General features: G+C 31.2%; 20 protein-coding genes. 12 read left to right on the forward strand and 8 right to left on the reverse strand.

What is annotated here, in order from left to right:
* Window positions 1-27: 27 nt before the first annotated feature.
* The 3 genes from ACFWU4_RS14835 to ACFWU4_RS14845 are packed head-to-tail and all read left to right on the forward strand — an operon-like array spanning window position 28 to window position 2,021.
* Complete coding sequence (locus tag ACFWU4_RS14835) at window positions 28-561, forward strand: RNA methyltransferase (RefSeq protein ID WP_411129274.1); 534 nt, start codon at window positions 28-30, stop codon at window positions 559-561.
* On the forward strand, window positions 558-1,337 hold the full coding sequence (locus tag ACFWU4_RS14840) for a hypothetical protein (protein WP_411129276.1): 780 nt from the start codon (window positions 558-560) through the stop codon (window positions 1,335-1,337). The genes ACFWU4_RS14835 and ACFWU4_RS14840 overlap by 4 nt, the downstream gene beginning before the upstream one ends.
* A 27-nt stretch (window positions 1,338-1,364) precedes the next feature.
* Window positions 1,365-2,021: a class I SAM-dependent methyltransferase gene (locus tag ACFWU4_RS14845; protein WP_411129278.1), complete on the forward strand. Its 657-nt coding sequence runs from the start codon at window positions 1,365-1,367 to the stop codon at window positions 2,019-2,021.
* A 47-nt stretch (window positions 2,022-2,068) separates the two neighbouring features.
* Here ACFWU4_RS14845 and folK read toward each other — a convergent pair whose 3' ends face one another.
* On the reverse strand, window positions 2,069-3,199 hold the full coding sequence (gene folK, locus ACFWU4_RS14850) for a 2-amino-4-hydroxy-6-hydroxymethyldihydropteridine diphosphokinase (RefSeq protein ID WP_411129280.1): 1,131 nt from the start codon (window positions 3,197-3,199) through the stop codon (window positions 2,069-2,071).
* Between the two features lie 71 nt (window positions 3,200-3,270).
* Here folK and ACFWU4_RS14855 point away from each other — a divergent pair, with 71 nt between their 5' ends.
* The 4 genes from ACFWU4_RS14855 (at window position 3,271) to rpsU (ending at window position 8,008) form a co-directional block, all read left to right on the forward strand.
* Window positions 3,271-3,975: a queuosine precursor transporter gene (locus ACFWU4_RS14855; RefSeq protein WP_411129282.1), complete on the forward strand. Its 705-nt coding sequence runs from the start codon at window positions 3,271-3,273 to the stop codon at window positions 3,973-3,975.
* A gap of 106 nt (window positions 3,976-4,081) precedes the next feature.
* On the forward strand, window positions 4,082-6,736 hold the full coding sequence (locus ACFWU4_RS14860; RefSeq protein WP_411129283.1) for an AsmA-like C-terminal region-containing protein: 2,655 nt from the start codon (window positions 4,082-4,084) through the stop codon (window positions 6,734-6,736).
* 112 nt (window positions 6,737-6,848) lie between these two features.
* Window positions 6,849-7,712 carry an RNA polymerase sigma factor RpoD/SigA gene (locus ACFWU4_RS14865; protein ID WP_411129285.1) on the forward strand — a complete coding sequence of 288 codons (864 nt, stop codon included), beginning with the start codon at window positions 6,849-6,851 and terminating at the stop codon, window positions 7,710-7,712.
* A gap of 101 nt (window positions 7,713-7,813) precedes the next feature.
* Window positions 7,814-8,008 (forward strand): 30S ribosomal protein S21, encoded by a 195-nt coding sequence (gene rpsU / locus ACFWU4_RS14870; protein ID WP_008269492.1) that lies wholly within the window; start codon window positions 7,814-7,816, stop codon window positions 8,006-8,008.
* A 56-nt stretch (window positions 8,009-8,064) separates the two neighbouring features.
* Here rpsU and ACFWU4_RS14875 read toward each other — a convergent pair whose 3' ends face one another.
* Complete coding sequence (locus ACFWU4_RS14875) at window positions 8,065-8,856, reverse strand: DUF2797 domain-containing protein (RefSeq protein WP_411129287.1); 792 nt, start codon at window positions 8,854-8,856, stop codon at window positions 8,065-8,067.
* Window positions 8,857-8,910: 54 nt separating this feature from the next.
* Here ACFWU4_RS14875 and ACFWU4_RS14880 point away from each other — a divergent pair, with 54 nt between their 5' ends.
* From ACFWU4_RS14880 to ACFWU4_RS14890, 3 genes are all read left to right on the forward strand, one after another.
* Window positions 8,911-10,428: a GH3 auxin-responsive promoter family protein gene (locus ACFWU4_RS14880; RefSeq protein ID WP_411129289.1), complete on the forward strand. Its 1,518-nt coding sequence runs from the start codon at window positions 8,911-8,913 to the stop codon at window positions 10,426-10,428.
* 132 nt (window positions 10,429-10,560) lie between these two features.
* On the forward strand, window positions 10,561-11,793 hold the full coding sequence (locus ACFWU4_RS14885) for a TolB family protein (protein ID WP_411129291.1): 1,233 nt from the start codon (window positions 10,561-10,563) through the stop codon (window positions 11,791-11,793).
* A 507-nt stretch (window positions 11,794-12,300) separates the two neighbouring features.
* On the forward strand, window positions 12,301-15,387 hold the full coding sequence (locus tag ACFWU4_RS14890) for a hypothetical protein (protein WP_411129292.1): 3,087 nt from the start codon (window positions 12,301-12,303) through the stop codon (window positions 15,385-15,387).
* Between the two features lie 79 nt (window positions 15,388-15,466).
* Here the strand turns inward: ACFWU4_RS14890 and clpX are convergent, their stop codons facing one another.
* The 6 genes from clpX to ACFWU4_RS14920 all read right to left on the reverse strand — a co-directional run bounded on the left by clpX (window position 15,467) and on the right by ACFWU4_RS14920 (window position 20,745).
* Complete coding sequence (gene clpX / locus ACFWU4_RS14895; protein ID WP_411129294.1) at window positions 15,467-16,699, reverse strand: ATP-dependent Clp protease ATP-binding subunit ClpX; 1,233 nt, start codon at window positions 16,697-16,699, stop codon at window positions 15,467-15,469.
* Between the two features lie 43 nt (window positions 16,700-16,742).
* On the reverse strand, window positions 16,743-17,417 hold the full coding sequence (locus tag ACFWU4_RS14900) for a ClpP family protease (RefSeq protein WP_411129296.1): 675 nt from the start codon (window positions 17,415-17,417) through the stop codon (window positions 16,743-16,745).
* An 86-nt stretch (window positions 17,418-17,503) separates the two neighbouring features.
* Complete coding sequence (gene tig / locus ACFWU4_RS14905; RefSeq protein WP_411129298.1) at window positions 17,504-18,826, reverse strand: trigger factor; 1,323 nt, start codon at window positions 18,824-18,826, stop codon at window positions 17,504-17,506.
* Window positions 18,827-18,906: 80 nt separating this feature from the next.
* Window positions 18,907-19,254, reverse strand: coding sequence for a phage holin family protein (locus ACFWU4_RS14910; protein WP_411129300.1), 348 nt, complete (start codon window positions 19,252-19,254; stop codon window positions 18,907-18,909).
* Between the two features lie 16 nt (window positions 19,255-19,270).
* Window positions 19,271-20,035 (reverse strand): alpha/beta fold hydrolase, encoded by a 765-nt coding sequence (locus ACFWU4_RS14915; RefSeq protein WP_411129302.1) that lies wholly within the window; start codon window positions 20,033-20,035, stop codon window positions 19,271-19,273.
* On the reverse strand, window positions 20,032-20,745 hold the full coding sequence (locus tag ACFWU4_RS14920) for a pyridoxine 5'-phosphate synthase (protein ID WP_411129304.1): 714 nt from the start codon (window positions 20,743-20,745) through the stop codon (window positions 20,032-20,034). The genes ACFWU4_RS14915 and ACFWU4_RS14920 overlap by 4 nt, the downstream gene beginning before the upstream one ends.
* Before the next feature lie 89 nt (window positions 20,746-20,834).
* Here ACFWU4_RS14920 and ACFWU4_RS14925 point away from each other — a divergent pair, with 89 nt between their 5' ends.
* Window positions 20,835-21,491: a CBS domain-containing protein gene (locus ACFWU4_RS14925; RefSeq protein WP_411129305.1), complete on the forward strand. Its 657-nt coding sequence runs from the start codon at window positions 20,835-20,837 to the stop codon at window positions 21,489-21,491.
* 2 nt (window positions 21,492-21,493) lie between these two features.
* A complete protein-coding gene (locus tag ACFWU4_RS14930) occupies window positions 21,494-22,372 on the forward strand; it encodes an NAD kinase (protein ID WP_411129307.1) in 879 nt (292 codons plus the stop codon).
* Window positions 22,373-22,460: the final 88 nt, after the last annotated feature.

A 22,460-nucleotide genomic window follows, 5' to 3' on the forward strand; every position in this document is an offset into this window, starting at 1 on the left:
ATAAGTTATCTACAGGTGTTGATAAACATGAGAAAGTTAAAAAACGAAGAACTAGACCGATTAGAAGTTTCAGAATTTAAAGCTGCTAAAAAGACTCCTATAATTATTATTCTAGATAATATTAGAAGCTTAAACAATATTGGGTCTGTATTTAGAACAAGTGATGCCTTTTTAATTGAGAAGATTTACCTCTGTGGCATTACAGCTCAACCACCACATAATGATATTAGGAAAACTGCTTTAGGAAGTACAGAAACTGTAGATTGGGAATATGTTGAAAACACCATTGAATTAGTTGAAAAACTGAAAGTTGAAAGTGTAAAGGTCTGTTCTGTTGAACAAGCAGAAAATGCTACCATGCTTAACGATTTTAAACCTCAGCTTAATACTAAATATGCTTTTGTTTTTGGTAATGAAGTGAAAGGTGTAGCTCAAGATGTCGTTAATGCTAGTGATATTGTGATTGAAATTCCTCAATATGGTACTAAACATTCATTGAATATTTCTGTGAGTTGTGGTGTTGTGGTTTGGGATGTGTTTAGTAAAATAAAAATTAAATGAAATTAATAAAATTATTCTTTCTAGTATTTGGTGCAATTCAGATAAGCAACTCCCAAAATGACTCTTCAAAAAAAGGGATTAAAAGAATACTTTATACAGAAACAAATAGACAATTATTAGATAATGGAGAACACTACAATTATATTACTGAAACTAATGAAACTTTATATGATAAAAAAGGTCTTAAACAGAAAAGTGTAAGAATTATTTATAATAATTCTCTTCCGAAAAACAAAAAAGAAACAACCTATCATTATAATGAAAAGGATCAAATAATTTTTTCAAGTTCATTTATTGATAAAGATTCGACCCAGATTAAAACTAATTACGTATACCATGATGACCTTTTAATTAAAATTCATTTTAATTACATTAAAAATGAAACAGAATTCAAGTTTGAGGAAACATATAATTACAATATTGAGAACAAATTGGTCTCTAGCAACTATATTTATTATGAAAAATATATAGATTCTGATTTTGATGATTACATCACTTTTTTAATTCTTAAAGAAAAATATGACAAGAAAGAGAGAACAATAGAAATGGATTGGACTGGATCTAATGAGAGATATAAACACAATAAATTTATCTATAAATGGAGAAAGAATAAACTTTTGGCAAATGAAAAAGAGTTTGACAAAAACAATAAATTAATTCGTAAAAAACGATTTAAATATGCTCTTGATAATAAAGAAAATTGGATCGTCAAAAAAGAGATTGAAAACAAAATAATTAATAAAATTACCTATAGAGAGATCGATTATTATGAATAATTTGAAGGCTTATCAAAGCATTAAAATATGTTAGAAAAAACCAAGAGAACTTGGCCAACAAAAGATGTCATGAATCAGATTTATGATAAACATCTTTGGGGCGGAAAAGCGTTTGATTTTTACTCTGGCGATGGTTCTCATCGTACAGAAATAGTAGAGCCTTATTTAGAAGCAGTTATTCCTTTTTTGAATTCTCATAATAAATCCCTTATAGTTTGCGACTTAGGTTGCGGAGATTTTAATATAGGAAAGCACTTAACTCAATTTTCTAAAAAGTACTTTGCGGTTGATATTGTAGAAAAACTCATTGAAAGGAATAAAACCATATTTAAAGAAGAAAACTTGGAGTTTCAGTGTTTAGATATTGTGAAAGATGAACTGCCCACAGGTGACTGTATCATCTTAAGACAAGTACTTCAACATATATCGAATATAGAAATACAAGAAATAGTAAAGAAACTATCTGCTTATAAATATGTGATTCTAACTGAACATTTACCAAGTGACAATTTTATTCCTAATCAAGATATTATTTCTGGCCAAGGTATTAGACTAAAACAAAATAGTGGTGTTGATATATTGAAAGCGCCCTTTAATTTAAATGTGAAGTCTTCAGTAGTTATAAATGAAATTACTCTTGGCAATAAGCAGGGTCAGATTGTGACTATTCTTTATACTCGGTAGAAGTAAGATTCTGAAACAAGCTCAGAATGACAAAACCGCACAACTGATTAATGCTTACTAATTTCATTGAGCAACCACAAATAATCTGCGCGAGACTTCACAAAATCTTTATCTGAAATATCTATAATTTTAACATTCATATCGGGTTGACTTTTCAAAAATTCGAGATAACCAGAATTTATTTTTTCTAAATACTCATCTTTTATATCCTTCTCATAGTTACGTCCTCTTTTTTTTATATTCTTTTGAAGTCTTTCGGTATTTTGATACAAGTAAATATATAGATCTGGCTTAGCAATATCTTTATAAACTTGATAGAATAGTTTTCTATACAAACGAAATTCATCTTCTGGCAAAGTTACTTTTGAAAAGATTAGGGATTTATTTACGTCATAATCACTTACCATAAAGTCCTTAAATAAATCTAGTTGTGATAAATCATCAGAAATTTGTTGATAACGATCTGCTAAAAAAGACATTTCTAAAGTAAAAGCATAGCGTTTTGGTTTTTTATAAAACTTAGGTAAAAAGGGATTGTCTGCAAAACGCTCTAATATTAATTTTGCATTAAAATCTTTAGCGATTTTCTTAGCTAAACTTGTTTTACCAGCACCAATATTACCTTCGATTGCAATAAAATTATAATCACTAAATCTAAACTTTATTTTAGGATTTTTTAACCAAATTTTAATTGGCTCAATAACGGATTCGTCTTCACATTCTTCTAATAAAAGTTGAATCGTTTTTTTAAAAACAGGATGCTCAATATCTTTTGCAATATCATAAAGTGGTTGTAATACAAATTTGCGAGTTTGCATTTTAGGATGCGGAACAACTAAACGCTTTTCATTAATAATTTTGTCTTTATACAACAAAATATCTAAATCTAATTCACGAGATTCATATCCAGTCGTCGTTTTTTTTGCTCTTCCTAATTTAGACTCAATAGACTGAAGTTCTTTGAGAATTTTTCTAGGTTTCAGCTCCGTTTCAACCGTAATACAAGCGTTGTAAAAATCATCACCATCAAAACCTAAAGCTGGTGTTGTGTACACTTTAGAGATTTTACTAATTACGCCAATACTATTATAAATTGCATCTAAAGCCAACTGCAAATTTTGTAGTTTGTTGCCCTTATTGCTTCCTAATGCTATATAAACTGAATTAGTTGATGTCATTGAATAAGCAAAATAACTAAAAGAAATATTAATAGATTATCTTTACTTCAACTATTTATTAACCATTTTTAATGTCATTAAAAGACAAACTTTTAGCTCAACGCATATATCTTTTATTAGGTGCTCTTTTTATTACCTCATTAGTTGTTTCTAATTTAATATTTCAAAAATTTTTTTATTGGTATCCTCTCGATATTGAAATCTTTGGAAACAAACTTTTTGAAATTTCGGTAGGGATTTTACCATACCCTATAACATTTCTTATTACAGATTTAATAAGCGAAATTTATGGGAAGAAGAGAGCAAACGACGTTGTTATAGTTGGGATATTTGCATCACTTTTCTCGCTAATTATTATTTACATAGCGTCGATTGTACCAGCCACATCTTGGTCTCCAGTGGACGATACTTTATTCAACACTGTTTTTGGCAATTCTACAATTGCAGTTTTTGCAAGTATGCTTACGTATCTTTTTGCCCAATTTGTAGATATTCAAATTTATCATTTTTGGAAACGAAAAACGAAAGGCAAGTATCTTTGGTTGCGTAATAATTTTTCGACATGGTTTTCCCAATTTGTAGATACGTTTACAATTGTCTTTTTATTATGTTCTTTTGGGATTATTGATTGGGCTAACTTTAAAGGCTTATTGCTAAGTGGGTTCCTATTTAAAGTCCTCATAGCAGCTTTCGATACACCCTTTTTATACCTTGGTGTTTATGTATTTAGAAAACGCTTTAAACTAAAAGTAAATGAAGAAATTAAACTGATCTAGTTGTTATCATAACATTAAAATCTTCCTAAAGTTTCTTAAAAGCACAACTATTACAAACATTTATACGTATACTAAATGTAAGCTACTTAAACCACATTAACTTATTATGAAGAAAATTCTCAAAATTGTAGGAATCGTTTTACTGATTTTCATTGCTATTCTTATTACTATCCCTTTTGTTTTAGAATCTAAAATAGATACAATAGTTCAAAACTATGCAGATGAAAATCTAGATGCAGATTTGAGTTTTGATGATATTAGCTTAAGTCTTATAAGTAGTTTCCCAAAAGCTGAAGTTAGTGTCGAGAATTTAAAAATCACCAATAGAACTCCATTTAAAGAAGAAACTTTAGCAACAGCAAAATCCTTATCTTTTGAAATGCCATTAATGCAATTATTTAAAGGCACAGACCAACCACTTGTGGTGAATGAAATTATTGCAGATGAAATGCTTCTAAGCTTAAAAACTAATAAAAACGGAACTACTAATTTCGATATTATTAAAAAAGATGACGAACAGACAACAAATACTTCAGATTCATTAGCTACTGGTTTTAGTTTTGATATTGAAAATTATGAGCTTAACAATAGCGCTTTTACTTATATAGACGAAGGCACAAACACAAACCTTTATGCGACAGAGATTAATCACAACGGAAAAGGAATTTTCTCTGGAGAGATTTCAGAATTAGACACTGAGACCGAAGCCAGAATATCAATGTCTATTGATAGTACAGAATACCTTAGTAATAATATTATAAAATTAGATGCGCTTATCGATCTAGATTTAGAACAAGAAAAATATACATTTAAAGAAAATAAAGGATATATAAATGCATTACCTCTAGAATTTGAGGGTTTTGTAAAAATGGTCGAAAAAGGACAAGAAATTGATATCAGGTTTAAAAATCCTGAATCTTCTTTTAAGGATTTTCTTGCAGTAATACCAAAGGAATACACAAAAAACATTGAGAACGTAAACACCACTGGTAATTTTACTATCAACGGTATTATTAAAGGTTTAGTATCTGAAGAAACAATTCCAACTTTAGATGTAAACATGATATCTAATAATGCTTCTTTTAAGTATCCTGATCTTCCAAAGAGTGTTAAAAATATAATGATAGATGCTTCAGTAAAAAACACCACAGGAAATGCCGAAGACACCTATATAGATATTAATAAACTAGATTTTAAAATAGATGAAGATGTTTTTACATCTGAAGCGCATATAAATAATTTAACAGGCAATATGCTGGTTAATGCCAATTTAGATGGTGTGTTAAACTTAGCAAATATTACAAAAGCCTATCCTGTAGAATTAGAAAATCAACTCAGTGGTATATTAAAAGGTAAGCTAAATACTGCTTTTGATATGAATGCTATAGAAACTAATGCCTACGAACGTATTAAAAATAACGGTACTGTTTCAATTTCAGATTTCATCTTTTCTTCTGAAGACATAGTAAATCCATTACAGATTAATAAAGCAGATATGACTTTTAAACCAGGAACGGTTAACCTTAATAGTTTCGATGCTTTAACTGGTAAAAGTGATTTCTCCGCAACAGGAACTATTAATAATTTACTTGGATTCTTATTGAGTGATAAAAAACTTCAAGGCAATTTTAATGTAAACTCAAACACATTTGCAGTTTCTGACTTCATGGTTGAGAATGAAGCTGCAACACAAAATTCTAATAAGTCTACATCAGATTCTGAATCCTTGAAAATCCCAGATTTTTTAGATTGTACAATTACAGCCAAAGCCAATACTGTAATTTATGATAACCTCAACTTAAAAAATGTTAATGGGATATTGTTAATTAAAAATCAAAACGCAAATCTAAAAAATATGACAACAGATTTGTTTAACGGTAAATTAGGGATTTCTGGTAACGTTTCAACAAGAGAAAAACAGCCAAAGTTTGATATGCAATTAGCAATGCAACAATTTGATATTTCACAATCCTTTAAAGATCTAGAAATGCTCAAGGCGTTAGCTCCTATTGCAAAAATTATTCAAGGAAAACTAAACTCAACAATTGATGTTAGTGGGTTTTTAGATGAAAATTTTTCTCCAGATTTATCTACCATATCTGGTGATGCAATTGCCGAAATTCTAACATCTAATATAGATGTATCTAAGAGTCCTTTGCTATCTGGTTTGACGAGCAAATTAAATTTTATTGATTTTAATGAACTTGAGAAAGATATAAAAACCAAATTGAGTTTTGAAAACGGACAAGTAGCATTAAAACCATTAACATTAAATTATAAAGATATACCTATTGAAATCTCTGGAATGCATACGTTTTCAAATAATATGAAATATAATGTAGTTTTTCAAGTACCAGCTAAATATCTTGGTAGTGAAGTTAATAGACTTATTGGCAAGATTAATGACAATGATGTTAATAAGATTAGCGTACCAGTAACAGCAAATGTTAATGGTAGTTTTACAAGCCCTAATATTTCAACTGACCTAACTAGTGGAGTTTCTAATTTAACAAAGCAACTTGCAGAAATACAAAAACAAAAATTACTAGGACAAGGCAAAGACAAGGTTAATGATTTACTAGGAGGTTTATTAGGCGGAAATAAAACTGATACAAAAAAAGATTCTACAATTATTAAAACAGACAGTGTTAAAAAAACCTCTTCAGAAGACAAAGTTAAAGAAGGAGTTAAAAATGTATTAGGTGGTCTAATTGGCGGAAAGAAGAAGAAAAAGGTTCAAGATTCTACCAAGAACGATTGATATTTACATAAAAACCGTAATTTTTTCCCAATTTTAGTTAATAATTGCATTTTTATTTGCTTTTGTTAATAATAAGGTTATAATGAGGGTTCACTAATTTTAAAATGACTACATGAGGCAATTAAAAATCACCAAGCAGGTAACCAACAGAGAAGATAAATCTTTAGATAAGTATTTACAAGATATAAGCAAGATTCCGTTGATTACAGCAGATGAAGAAGTGGAATTAGCACAACGAATTAAGAAGGGTGATCAAGAAGCTTTAGACAAATTAACCACAGCCAATCTTAGGTTTGTAGTTTCTGTTGCAAAGCAATATCAGAATCAAGGATTAAAACTACCAGATTTAATAAATGAAGGAAATGCTGGTCTAGTTAAAGCTGCAAAACGTTTTGATGAGACTAGAGGTTTTAAGTTTATTTCTTACGCTGTATGGTGGATTAGACAAGCAATTTTACAAGCTTTAGCTGAACAATCTCGTATTGTGAGGTTACCATTAAACAAGATTGGTACTATTAATAAAATTAATAAGGCTTATTCTCATTTAGAGCAAATAAACCAAAGACCACCTAATGCAGACGAAATTGCACGAGAACTAGATATTAGTACACGTGAGGTTAAGCAGTCTATGAAAAATTCTGGTCGTCACCTATCAATGGATGCTCCACTTAAAGACGGAGAAACTTTTAGTTTATATGATGTTGTAAGTGCTAGTGAGTCACCTAGACCAGATCAAAATTTAATGAAAGCATCTTTAAATACTGAGATAGAACGTGCCCTAGAGACACTTACTCAAAAAGAAAGTGATGTTATTCGTTTAAATTTCGGTATTGGTAATCAACCACCAATGACATTAGAAGAAATTGGCGGTATTTACGATTTAACTAGAGAGCGTGTAAGACAAATACGCGAAAAAGGAATTCGTAGATTAAGACATGCAAGCAAGAGTAAAATTTTAAAAACCTATTTAGGTTAAAAAATAAAGTTCTAAATTGAATAATAATTTTTTATTTTCAAATAGTTAGCATATATTTGCCGACCATTTGAAAGAATTTAGACAACAAAATACATCATATAATGATTAAAATTGAAATCAAAGAAGGAGAAAATATAGAAAGAGCTCTTAAGCGTTATAAGCGTAAACACAGAAATGTGCAGATTATGCAGAACTTAAGAGAATCTCGTTATTTTACAAAACCTTCTGTAAAGCGTAGAAGAGAAATTCAGAAAGCTGAATACATCCAAGGCTTAAGAGATGCAGAAAATGTATAGATTTTAATCTATAATAATAAAAAAAGAGCAATAGAGATATTGCTCTTTTTTTATTATTACATATTTAGCTCTACAACCAAACCTTCATTAGCCCTAATATTAAAGACCGTATTATCTTCAAAAATTAAATACTGGCCTTTTATACCCGCTAACTTACCAGAGTATTCTAGCTGTTTTTTAAGATTTAAACTATTAGGTTTTTCAGGATATTGCTCAACAGGAAAATTAAGATGTGTCTCTATGTTATTCTCAATAAAATAGTCTACAGCTTCACTAGGTATATACTGTTTTAGACGATCTCTCCATTCTAAAAGACTTTCATCCTTAATATCGTTTTTAAGCATTTTGCGCCAGTTAGTTTTATCAGCCACATAATCCTTAAGTGCAACTTCAGTTATACCTGCCAAATAACGATTAGGAACTTCCACTATTTCGATAGCTTCATGCGCACCTTGGTCTATCCAGCGCGTAGGCACTTGTGTTTTTCTAGTAACACCAACCTTTACATTGCTTGAGTTGGCTAGATATACAATGTGTGGTTGCAATTGCACCTTCTTTTCGTATTCTAAATCCCTATCTTCTTTCCCTAAATGGGCAGTGCTCAGTTCTGGTCGCATAATCCAGTCACCTGCAAAAGGCTTATCAAAAAAACAACTTTTACAAAATCCTTGTCTATAAATCTCCTTATCTAAGCCACAACTTAAACATTGATGACCTACAAGTTTAATACTTAAAGTTTTACCTAATAGTTGATTCATATGAATGAAATCGTTTTTAAAGACTAAATAGTACTGAATAGGATCTAAAAACTCAGTCTGCATTTTAGTAAGGACACCATGATAAACCATAAAAGAATTTTAGTATTTTTAACCATTAATTAGTTACACGAAGATAGCCAATCCATGCCAATTCCTATTGTAAATTCTATTGCTTCATGGTTTTTGAAGAAACGTTTTCATCAAATTGAATTATTTTTAAAGTATCCTAGTGAAGTACAAGAAGAACTACTCTTTAGTCTTCTAAAGATTGCTAAGGATACCGAGATAGGAAAACAATACGACTTTAACTCTATTAAAACATATAAGGAGTTTAATGAGCGCGTGCCTTTAGTTAATTATGAAACCATGCAACCCCTTATAGAGCGCTCTAGACAAGGTGAATCTAATATTTTTTGGCCAAGTGCTATTAAATGGTTTGCGAAATCAAGTGGTACAACGAATGCAAAAAGTAAATTTATACCAGTAAGTACTGAGTCACTAGAAGATTGCCATTATGCTGCTAGTAAAGATTTGCTTTGCATGTATCTTAATAATAATGAGGGCTCACAATTATTTACCGGAAAAAGCTTAAGGCTTGGCGGCAGTAAAGACTTATATAAAGAGAATGGAACTGTATTTGGTGACTTAAGCGCTATACTAATAGACAATATGCCGTTTTGGGCAGAATTTAGTAGTACACCAAGTAGTAAAGTTTCTCTAATGAGTGAGTGGGAAACAAAGATGCAAGCCATCGTAGATGAAACAGTAAATGAAAATGTAACAAGCTTAGCCGGTGTTCCTTCTTGGATGTTAGTTTTACTTAATAATGTTTTAGAAACTACGGAAAAAGGGAACCTATTTGACGTTTGGCCTAACCTCGAAGTTTATTTTCATGGAGGTGTTAGTTTTAACCCCTACATAGAACAATACAGATCGATTTTACCAAAAAAAGAATTTAAGTATTACGAAATTTATAATGCTTCAGAAGGATTCTTCGCTATACAAGATCAAAACTACTCCGGAGATTTATTATTAATGCTAGATTATGGTATTTTTTATGAATTCATTCCAATGGATATTTACGGAACTGAAAATCAAAAAGTCATTTCGCTCAATGATGTTAAACTGAATACTAATTATGCAGTCGTTATAACAACTAATGCTGGTCTTTGGAGATATAAAATTGGAGACACCATACGCTTTGTTAGCTTAAGTCCTCATAGAATAAAAGTTTCGGGTAGAACAAAACATCATATAAATGCCTTTGGAGAAGAGTTAATTATAGAGAATGCTGAAGATGCCCTTAAAAGAGTGTGCAAACGTACTTCTGCAGAAATTGTTGACTATACAGCAGCACCAATTTTTATGAACGGAAAAGAAAAAGGTGCACATGAATGGATTATTGAATTTAAAAAGCCACCAGAGAACATGTCTTATTTTGAAGAGTTATTTGATAATGCTTTGAAATCTCTAAATTCAGATTATGAAGCTAAAAGATATAATAACATAACACTTAACAAACCAAAGATTCATTCTGCCAGAACTAATCTTTTTTATGATTGGTTAAAAGAAAAAGACAAACTTGGCGGACAACATAAAGTACCTCGATTGTCTAACTCTAGAGATTATGTTGATGATTTATTGCGATTGAATAGTCTGTGATTTCGTCGAATAATTAAGCATTCTTTACTTAATTATCGGAAAAAGACTGGTTTTATCTAAAAAAAAGGTAAAGAACTAATTCGCAAATAATTATTTTCTTAACTTCGAATAGTTAATCCTTTTACCCTCATTATGAAATCTACAATTCAACTTTTGTTGACTAGTGTATTTATTTTATTTACCTACACTTCAGTTAATATTTCGAACTCAAATAAAACTATAGCAATTGCTGACTTTAATGACAGTGGCTACCTTTTTGACGTAAATGTCACCAAAATAAATTCTGAATATTCGGAAATACCAAGTGCCGTTTTTAGAAATAAATTAGTAATTGTATCGTCAAAGAAAATTGGCGCTATAGGAAATGGTACAGATGAATACACTAAACTTCCATACACCAATTTATTTTGTTCTGATTTAGCCAATAATAATAAAGATTTTTCTACACCTATTTTATTTAGTAGAATGCTAAATAGCAGAGGTAATGAAGGACAAGTATCCTTTTCGCCAGATCAACACACTATTTATTACACAAAAAGTAAAAGACGAAATTCTAATAACTTTCAACTCTACGTTGCTCAACTAGAAAAGGACTCTTATGGGAAATGGAAAAATCATAGACCTATGACTTTCAACAGTGAGGACTATTCTGTAGAAAATCCACATGTATCTTCTGACGGTAATTTTTTATATTTCTCATCTAATATGGAAGGTGGCCTTGGAGGTTTTGACATATATAGGGCGCAAATTAGTGAAGACGGTAGTTTAGGTACTCCAATTAATTTAGGCCCAACTGTTAATACTGATTTAGACGAAAAGTACCCTCATACTTCTAAGGATGGTGATGAGTTATTTTTCTCTTCAACTGGACACAACGGACAAGGTGGTTATGATATTTTTATAGCCAATAATTATGGAGAGTTAAACTATTCGCAACCGAGGAATCTTGGAATAAAGATAAACTCTATTAGAGATGATATAGCCTATACTTTAATTGATGAAGATAATGGTGTATATTCTTCTAATGCTGGAAATACTGGCCAGCGTTTTAACATGTATAAATTCAACGCAAGAGCGATCTATCAAGATTTAGAAGGAGTTATCTTTGAAGAGAATAACGAAATCATAGCAAATATTACTGTTGTTCTTTATGATAATAAAGGTAATGAGATAGAGCGTCAAACTACCGGCAAAGATGCTACATATAGATTCAAAATTAGACCATTTGAGCAATATCAAATTAAAACTTTGAAAAATGGTTATGAGAATGCTGTGGTTACATTTCAATCCATGGAAAGCAAACTAAATATTGCCTACAAAGAGGATTTAAAGTTATCTTCTAACGGTACTTTAACTAAGAAGTAACATTTACACTTTACCGTTAAAAATAGCATTGAAGTTTCATACAACACGAATTAATTGAACTTCAGCCAATAAATAGATTAAAGAGGTAATACATTAATAATTGCCTCTATATTTGATGTAAATAAATGTGCTATTTATTCCCTTTATTTATAAAATATTGCTAGCAATATTATTTAATCAATCCTAACTCAATAAAAAACCACAATTTCAATATTAGAAATTGTGGTTTTTTTTGTGAAAGTTTTAAAAAAATACGCCTTTTGATTTTAAACCTGCTGGTTATTAGCCTTAACTAATATTCATAGTAGATTATTAAGATTTATAAGTTGTAAGTACTTCTCCTTTAAACTTGTGCTATTTATCATTTCACTCATTTGTCCTCTTCTTTTTTGTCATTAAAAGAAAAAAGTTTGTACCACTTGGGTAACAAATAAAGCCATAACTGAACATTAGGGAAAATGTACCTTTTAAATAAAATGAAAACTTATTAATCTAAATCAATTATCTATGAAAAAATTACTCGTCTTTACAGTGCTCTTTAGCGCTTTGTTTTTAGGTAATGCTCAAAACAATTCCTATTACAATCGTATGAAACATATTTTTGGAAACATAAACAAATCCAAAGTTACTACAGGCTATCTTAAAGAATTTGGTATTCGCTTTAATGAAATAGAAGCCTATAATGGTGTTCTTAGTACTAATAATGTTGTAGATAAAACACAATGGGAATCACTCTACTCCTCATTATATACTATGCGTGTTGGAAATGCAGCTCAAAGCATGGAAGCCCCAAATATTATATTTAACAAGCTTAAAACCCAACAATTTAATACCAATAAAGATATCTTATTAGTAGCACAATACTATAACTATGAACAGTATAAAACTAAAGCCATAAGCAATGGAGATGTTAAGGTATTTAAAGACCGTATTTATGATATTAAAGGAAGAAATCCTTATGACATTAAAACAATTTTCGCAGTAAGCCCTTTAAAACAACAATTACAAGGAGATACTTTCAGTTTTAAGTTACCTAGCGAACTAGTCTATACTAACTCAAATTTATCTCTAAATCAGGTACAAATAGATTTTGGAGATGGCTATGGTTACCAAACTGTTGCTTTAAATAACGCAATAAATATTACTTACACTTCAGGTGGAGAAAAGGATATTAAAGCAAAGTTTGTCTATACAAACGGGACAATTTTATACAGTCATTCAAAGATTTGGGTAGATTATATATCTCCAAACCCAAATGCTCAAGCTCGATATACCAGTGATGTTTTACTATTTGATGAAGAGCCTATACTTGGTAATATTTGGCAAGGAGGTTCATCTACAGGTTTTGTCACGGTAGAATTAGCTCCAGGACATACACAGCTTACAAAACCATTAATAGTAGTTGAAGGTTTTGACCCAAATAACTCTTTTAATTATGACAGTTTGATAAATTTCAATAATCCAGGTGGTTTATTGGTCGATATAGTAGCTGGTACAGGTTTTAATTCCCTCAATCAAGCCATCGAGGACGAGGATTATGATTTGGTCTTTGTAGATTTTGAAAACAGTACAGATTTTATTCAACGTAACGCTTATATGTTAGAGGCAGTTATTGATTGGGTTAATAACCAAAAAGTTGGTAATGAGCAAAACGTAGTTTTAGGCATGAGCATGGGAGGTTTAGTAGCTCGCTATGCTTTACGTGACATGGAAATTAATGGAGAAACTCACGACACTAAGCTCTATATTAGTCATGACACACCACACCAAGGAGCTAATGTACCTGTTGCATTTCAAGCCTTTGTGAGACATTTGGTAGGAGAAGAAATTAGTATCCCTGTATTTTTCAGCTTGTTTGATATTAATATTGTTGACCTATCTGATGAAATACCAGGATTAGAAGAAGGATTAGCACTGCTTCAAACACCTGCAGCACAACAAATGCTTACATATCAATTACAAGGTACAGGTGACAATGTATCTGTAGATAATACAACTCTACACAGTACTTTTTTAACTGAATATAGTAGTATGGGATACCCACAACAAAATGGTATACGTAATATCGCCATTGCAAATGGATCGGAATGTGGAACTCCTTTAGAATTTAATCCTTATGATAAATTAGTAGATATAAATATCAGAGTAGATTTGCCATTTTTAATAACTAATATTGCCCTAGCAACTTTAAACGGACTTACAATTAACCCTCTTAAAAGATTAAGTTCATTATTATCTACAGATACCGATATTAAAGCACAATTTCGTCTAAGGGCTTTACCAAGTCAACAATCCAAGCAAATTTATAAAGGGAAAATTTTTATAGAGAAAACTATTTTATTTCTTGTAGATGTAGAGGAGCCATTAATTGATGAAGAAAGGTTAAATTCATTATCATCAATGTTACCTTTGGATAATGCAAGTGGAGGTATTTTTGACCTTGAGGGTTTTGCAAACCTTCCACAAGAACTAGATCAATATGTCTTAGAAAGACAATTTAACTTTATCCCAACTTACAGCAGTCTAGATATTGGAGGAGGTACACAAACAATTAGTATTAGAGATTTAAGTAGATCTTATTCCCCATTATCCCCACCTAACGCACCAAAGAACTCACCTTTTGATAATTTCTTTACCAATGAGATAAATAGTCAACAGCATATTCAATTCACCGTAAACAATGGCAACTGGCTTATGGCAGAATTAGATGATGATGCCAACACTGAAGCTTTCTATTCTTGTGCTTCAGCATGCTCCAATAGTTTACCTTTAACAATTTTAGGCTCTAATCAGATATGTAACTCTAGTTCAGCAACATATACAATAAACAATTTAGTTCCTAATGTAAATGTTGCCTGGAGTGTGTCACCAGCCGGAGGTTTCACTTTAACTCAAAATGGTAACAATGCAACACTAACACCAACAGGTAATTTTGGTGGTAGAGCAACCTTAACGGCTTTTATTGAAACTGATTGTGACGATCTTGAGATAACCAAAGAGATACAGACAGGTTCACAAAGACCTATAATATATGGTGAAGATGGTGAACAAGTTGCTTCATTTTCATTCTGCACTTTGCATTATGGATATATCAACTTTACTACACCATCTAGTGCATTCGAATGGGAGTGGAATCAAGTGTCAGGTAATTTTAATATGTTAACATCAAATAATAATGGACAGTTTTTCAGTTATCAACCAACTTCGGGTATTGTTACTGTTAGAGCTAGAGACAATTGTGGCTGGAGTGTTCCAACATTTTTGGTTATTGAATTCACAAATTGCTCCAACGGAGGTGGTTTTGGCAACTTTAGATTAGCCGAGAACCCTATAAAAGATGGCAAGTTGGAAATCATTGAAACGACTGCAATAAATTCCAATCTTGACACGGCTTATAAACCCGACAATAATGCTAGCGTTAAAATCGAATTTTTTGACTTTAGCGGTAATTTATTAAAGACAAAAAAAGAGACTAGAAATCTATTTGACGGAAGATACTATTTGAATACATCTGAATTTCCCAATGGTAAATATTTACTAAAGATATTATACAATAAAACTGAGGAAGTATATCAAGTAATATTGGATAAATAATATAGTTTATACCATAAAAAAGCCTCTTGGATAAATCAATCCAAGAGGTTTTAATTTTAATATATAATAAAAATTTCTTTTATGACACTGCCTTCAGTTTCTTTAAAGTGGATTTAGATAATCTATCTTCAGCATAAGCTTTAGTTACATTAAATTTTGTTTCACCAGAACCTGGCAATTCAAACATAGCCTCTGTAAAAATTTCTTCGCAGAGTGAACGCAAACCTCTTGCACCAAGTTTATACTCAATAGCTTTGCCAACTATATAATTTAAAGCTCCTTCTGTAATACTAAAATCAACCTCATCCATTAAAAACAATTTTTTATATTGCTTTATAATAGCATTCTTTGGTTCAGTTAGAATAGCACGTAACGTATTAGCATCTAAGGGATCCATATGCGTTAGAACTGGTAAACGACCAATGATTTCTGGTATTAAGCCAAAGTCTTTTAAATCTTTTGGAATAATATATTCTAAAACATTGTCATTATTAATTGTATCATCAGAGTTAATTGAGCTATAACCTATAGCCTGCATGTTTAATCGCTTACTTATAACGCGTTCAATACCATCGAAAGCACCACCAGCTATAAATAAGATATGCTCTGTATTAACTTCAATAAACTTTTGATCCGGATGCTTTCGTCCTCCTTTTGGTGGTACATTAACAACCGTGCCCTCCAACAACTTTAGTAAAGCTTGCTGCACACCTTCACCAGAAACATCTCTTGTTATAGACGGATTATCACTTTTACGTGCTATTTTATCAATTTCATCAATAAATACGATACCACGTTCTGCTTTTTCTAAATTATAATCCGCAGCCTGTAGCAGGCGTGTTAATATACTTTCTACATCTTCACCGACATAGCCCGCTTCAGTCAAAACAGTTGCATCTACAATAGCTAAAGGTACATTTAGCATTCTAGCTACAGTTTTAGCCATTAAGGTTTTACCTGTACCTGTCTGACCCACCATAATGATATTACTTTTTTGTATTTCAATATCATCATCTGTTGGTGGTTGTAATAATCTTTTGTAATGATTATAAACCGCCACTGACATAACACGTTTAGTATATTCTTGCCCTATAATATATTCATCTAAAAAGGATTTAATTTCTTTTGGTTTTCTAAGCATCAACTCAGCACTGAGTTCAGTGTTACCTGTAGTCTTTGACTCTTCAATAACAATACCATGCGCTTGTTCTATACAACGATCGCAGATATGTGCATCAAGGCCAGCTATTAACAAACTTGTTTCTGGCTTTTTTCTTCCACAAAACGAACATTCTAATTCTTCTTTTGCCATAATTAAATTCTAGTTAGGAAATTTTAGTCGTAATTATAAGGGATTACTTTCTTGCTAAGACTTCATCAATCATACCATAATCCAAAGCTTCTTGTGAGCGCATCCAGTAGTCCCTATCCGAATCCTTTTCAACTTGCTCAATAGTTTGGCCTGAATGTTTGGCTATAACAGCATACAATTCTTCCTTAACTCTTATGGTTTCTTTCAATGCAATTTGCATATCGCTTAACTGCCCTTGAGTTCCGCTACTTACTTGATGAATCATTACGCGCGAATGAGTCAAAGCTGAGCGCTTTCCTTTTTCGCCTGCACATAATAATACTGCCGCCATAGATGCAGCAATGCCAGTACAAATTGTTGCTACATCTGGCTTTACAAATTGCATTGTATCATAAATACCTAATCCCGCATATACTGATCCACCTGGTGAATTTATATAAATCTGAATATCCTTAGATGCATCAGTACTTTGTAAAAATAATAATTGTGCTTGTATAATATTTGCTACATGATCATTTACACCTGTACCTAAAAATATTATACGATCCATCATTAAACGTGAAAACACATCAAAAACAGCAATATTCATCTGACGCTCTTCAATTATATTAGGGGTCATGTTAGACGGGTACATGCTTTCTATTATTTTACCATAATAGTTGCTATTTATACCTTGATCTTTTATTGCAAATTTTTCAAATTCTTTTCCGTAGTCCATATGTTTTAATATAATTTTTTGATTAAAAAAAAAGCGTAAAACTTTTCAGTTCTACGCCTTAAAGATACTAATTTATTCAATACCTATTAACTATAGAATTCCTTTACAAAATCATCGTAAGTAATTTCTTTAGTCTTAATATTAGCTTCTGCTTTATATAAATTTAATAATTTCTGACTCATTAATTGTTCGGACAAACGCTTAACTTCCTCTTGATTCGATAGTATACGTGCCGCAATGTCTTCTAATTCTTTTTCTGATGGATTCATTTGACCAAACTGAGCCATTTGCCCTTTAATCATCTCCATAGAATAGGCCTTCATTTCATCAAATTGTACTTGTAAATTATGCTCTTGTATCAGTTTACCTTCGATTAACTGATAACGCATACTTTTTTCAGACTTTTCATATTCTTCTTTTGCCTGATCTTCTGACATCACTTCTTCACCTGCAGTCTGCATCCATTTTTGTAGAAAATTAGCTGGTAAATCAAATTTTGTGTTTTCTACTAAATATTCGGTAACGTCATTCAATAATTTTTGATCACCTTGCTGAACGAATTGTTTTTCTGAATCTTCTTTGATTTTATCTTTCAATTCTGTTACAGAAGTCACTGTTTTTGGACCAAATACTTTATCAAACAACTCTTGGTCTAAATCTGCTAATTCGCGTTCATTGATTTCTGAAACTTCAAAATTCACATCGATAGCTAGTCCGTGAGCATCGTCATGAGGCACTTTTAAAAATGTCATTAAGTCATGATCGTCATTAAACAACCCTTTTGTTTTTAAAGTAATTACATCGCCAACTTTAGCGCCTATAAATTTCTTTGGGTTTGTCTTCCCTTTTATTTTATCTAAAGTAATTGTTGCAACATTTTCTACAGCCTTTTCTTCGTTAGTAAACTTTCCGGTAATTTCAGAATTCTTAGTTACTTCAGTTTGAGAGACAATTTTACCATATTGCTTTTGAATATGATTAAGCTGATTATTAACCATCTTATCATCTGCAACAATATTATAATGTGTAATTGCTTTCTTACCTTTTAGTTTTACATCAAACTCAGGAGCCAAACCCAATTCAAATTCAAAAGAAAACGCATCTGCATCCCAATTTAAATCATCTTGCGCCTTTGGCAATGGATTTCCTAAAACATCTAATTTTTCTTCAACTAAATACTTACCAAGAGCATCTTGCAACAATTTGTTTACCTCATCCACTAATACTGCTTTACCGTATTGCTTTTTCACCATTCCCATTGGCACATGGCCTTTTCTAAAACCAGGAATGTTTGCAGATTTGCGGTAATCTGTCAAGATTTTTTCAACTTTATCACTATAATCTTCTTTAGCGATATCCACTTTTACAACTGCATTTAATGCATCGATGTTTTCTCTTGTAATATTCATTCTTTATTGAAACTAAAATTGGGCTGCAAAAATACAATATTTTTCACAACCCAACAATACTTTAAAGCTATGATTTTAAGCTACTTTTTCTTCTCTTTTAAGAATGATTGTAATAGCGATTGAAGAATTGATAATAGAATACTAAATAGTAAAGCCGACCAAAAACTAGAAACACCAAAACCGTCAATTAGTTTATCTGCTAGCAAGATGATTAGAGCATTTATCACTAATAGGAATAAACCTAAAGTTAAAATTGTTACTGGCAATGTTAATATTACTAGAAATGGCTTTACTAAGAGATTTAGAATTGACAGCACAACAGCCACAATAATTGCACCAACATAACCGTCTACAGATACACCGTTTAAAACATGTGCTAAAATGAATACAGCTAATGCATTTAATAATAATCGAATAATTAGATTCATAAGGTTAGATTTTAATTTAAGATACGAAATTAATTACTGCATTATAAAATTCCTTAGGATTCTCAGCGTGCAACCAATGCCCTGCGTTTGAAATAGTAACTAACTCAGAATTTAAAAAGTGTCTATTTATGAGTGCTTCGTCCGATTCCCCAATATATTCAGAACGGTCACCGCGTAAAAACAAGGTTTCTTTTTCGAAAATCGCATGAGTTGGTAAAGCTTCTCCAACTTCGGAAACGTTTTCTTTTAGTATATCTAAATTAATTCTTAATCCTAATTGTCCTTTTTTAACCCAATATAGGTTCTTCAGCAAAAACATTCGTGTTCCAACCTCGCTTACATAATTACTTAAAACTTTATCTGCTTGACCTCTACTTTTTATTTCAGAAAAATCTAATCGACCCAAGCCTTCTAGTATAGCATCATGATGAATAGGATAATAGCGTGGTGAAATATCTGCCACTAATAGTTTACTAACTAAATTAGGATATTTTGTAGCAAATAACATGGCCGTTTTCCCACCCATTGAATGGCCAAGTAAAACTATATCTCTTAAATTGTTTTTATCGCAATAATATTTTAGGTCTTCAGCCATCAAATCGTAATCAAAATCATCTGAATGAAAACTACGTCCATGATTACGTTGATCTATTAAATGCATTTCAAAATTAGACTGAGAAAACTGTCTCGCTAAAGTTTTCCAATTATCTCCCATTCCTAAAAAACCATGAAGTATTAGAAACGGCTTTCCTTCACCAAATATATTTGAGTGTAAAATCATTTTAACTTGTCTAAATATCTGCCAATTACATTTTCAATTCCCATATATAAACTTTCAGAAATTAATGCATGTCCAATAGAAACTTCCATTAAACCCATAACATTTTCTTTAAAAAATTTAATGTTATCTAAAGACAAGTCATGCCCTGCATTAAGACCTAATTTTAGGGAATCTGCTAATTCTGCGCATTTAACATAAGGTATGATGGCTTCTTTATTACCCCTTCCATATTGATGTGCATAAGCTTCTGTATATAACTCTATTCTGTCTGTACCTGTTTCTTTAGCTCCTTCTATTTGGTACAAATCTGCATCGACAAAAATCGAAGTTCTAATACCGTTGTTTTTAAATTCTTTAATCACTTCAATCAAAAATTCTTTATGTTTAATGGTGTCCCAACCTGCGTTAGAAGTAATAGCATCAACAGCATCTGGGACTAAAGTAACCTGAGTTGGTTTAATATCTAAAACCATATCTACAAACTTAGGAATTGGATTTCCTTCAATATTATACTCGGTATATACTTCAGATTTTAAATCATATGCATCTTTATAACGAATATGACGTTCATCTGGTCTTGGGTGTATCGTCACTCCCTCAGCACCAAAATTCTGAACATCTCTAGCAAATTGTACCACATTTGGAACGTCTCCACCTCTACTGTTCCTTAACGTAGCTATCTTATTTATATTAACACTTAATTTAGTCATTTTACTCTATTTAGAATAACAAAAATACAAACTCCACTACGCATTTTATGGTTATTTTTGATTAATTTGCCAGATATTTAAACCCAATTATGCAGCTACAGGATTTTGTTATAAATGACATAAAGCCACTTAATATTACTGATAAAGTAAGCGATTTACAAATGCTATTTAATCAGTTAACATACTCACATATCCCAATTTTAAGTAATGATATTTATATAGGATGTATATCCGAAACTGATGCGCATTGTTTTGAAGGCGCAAAATCAATTAATGATTGCAGTCATACTATAGAAGGATTTTTTGTGAGACCTACAACTAATTGGCTGGATATTCTTGAAGCATTTGCCCAAAATGACTCTAATATAATGCCAATATTAGATGATAATAATAAGTATATCGGTTACTATGAACTAAACGATATCATTCATCTTTTTAATGAAACTCCTTTCTTTGCAGAACCTGGTGGTATACTAATAGTTGAAAAAGGTATTCACGACTATTCGTTTAGTGAAATTAGTCAGATTGTTGAATCTAATGACGCAAAACTTTTAGGTGCATTTATTTCTAAAATGGATTCTGACTTAGCTAGAGTTACTATTAAAATTGGCAATGGTAGTATTAATGATGTAATTCAAACTTTTAGACGTTATAGTTATAATATTGTTTCTGGTCACGAAGAGGACTCTTATATAGAAAGTTTAAAGGACCGCTCCCAATACCTAGATAAATATTTAAATATGTAATTATGAAAGTAGCTGTTTATGGTCAGAATTACGTAAAAGAAACCACTCAAAAAGCGGTTGAAAAACTTTTGAATTTTTTATTAAAAAAAGAAGTAAATGTTTTTATCGAACGGGAATTTATTAAAACTCAAAATAATGCTGTAAGACATAATTCTTCTATTAGAAAATTTGATGCAGTAGATCCAAGTTTTGATTTATTAATAAGTGTTGGTGGCGACGGAACCATTTTACGAGCAATTACATATGTTAGAGACTTAGGAATACCCATAGTTGGCATTAACACTGGTCGTTTAGGTTTTTTAGCAACCATTCAAACAAATGAAATTGAATCTGCTCTTTCCGAAATATTAAAAAATAACTATAAAATTTCTGAACGTTCGTTATTAAGTGTAACCACACAACCCGAACATAAAGACATTGAAGACACTCATTTTGCGCTTAATGAAATTGCTTTAAGCCGAAAAAACACAACCTCTATGATCACTGTAGAGACTCATCTTAACGATGAGTATTTAACATCCTATTGGGCCGATGGTTTAATTCTCTCTACACCAACAGGCTCTACGGGCTATTCATTAAGTTGTGGTGGACCAGTAATTACTCCTGATGCTAATAATTTTGTATTAACACCCATTGCTCCTCATAATCTTAGTGCAAGACCATTAATTATCCCTGATAAAACTAAAGTGACTTTTAAAGTAGATGGAAGAGAAGATCAATTTTTAATGTCATTAGACTCAAGAATAGTTACCCTCTCTAACGCAACAATCGTAACTGTAAAAAAAGCAGACTTTGTAATAAAAATGGTTGAATTACTAGATGAAACTTTTTTGGCTACCCTAAGAAAAAAATTGCTTTGGGGTGAAGATCGGCGTAATTAAACAGCTAATTTGTACAATAAATAACTACAAAAACTGTTTATCTCTAAGACATTTTGTGTCAAATTATTATAGGCTAATCTTAATTGTT

Origin of the sequence: Winogradskyella sp. PE311, from assembly GCF_046545555.1 — a bacterium.
GTDB lineage: Bacteria > Bacteroidota > Bacteroidia > Flavobacteriales > Flavobacteriaceae > Winogradskyella.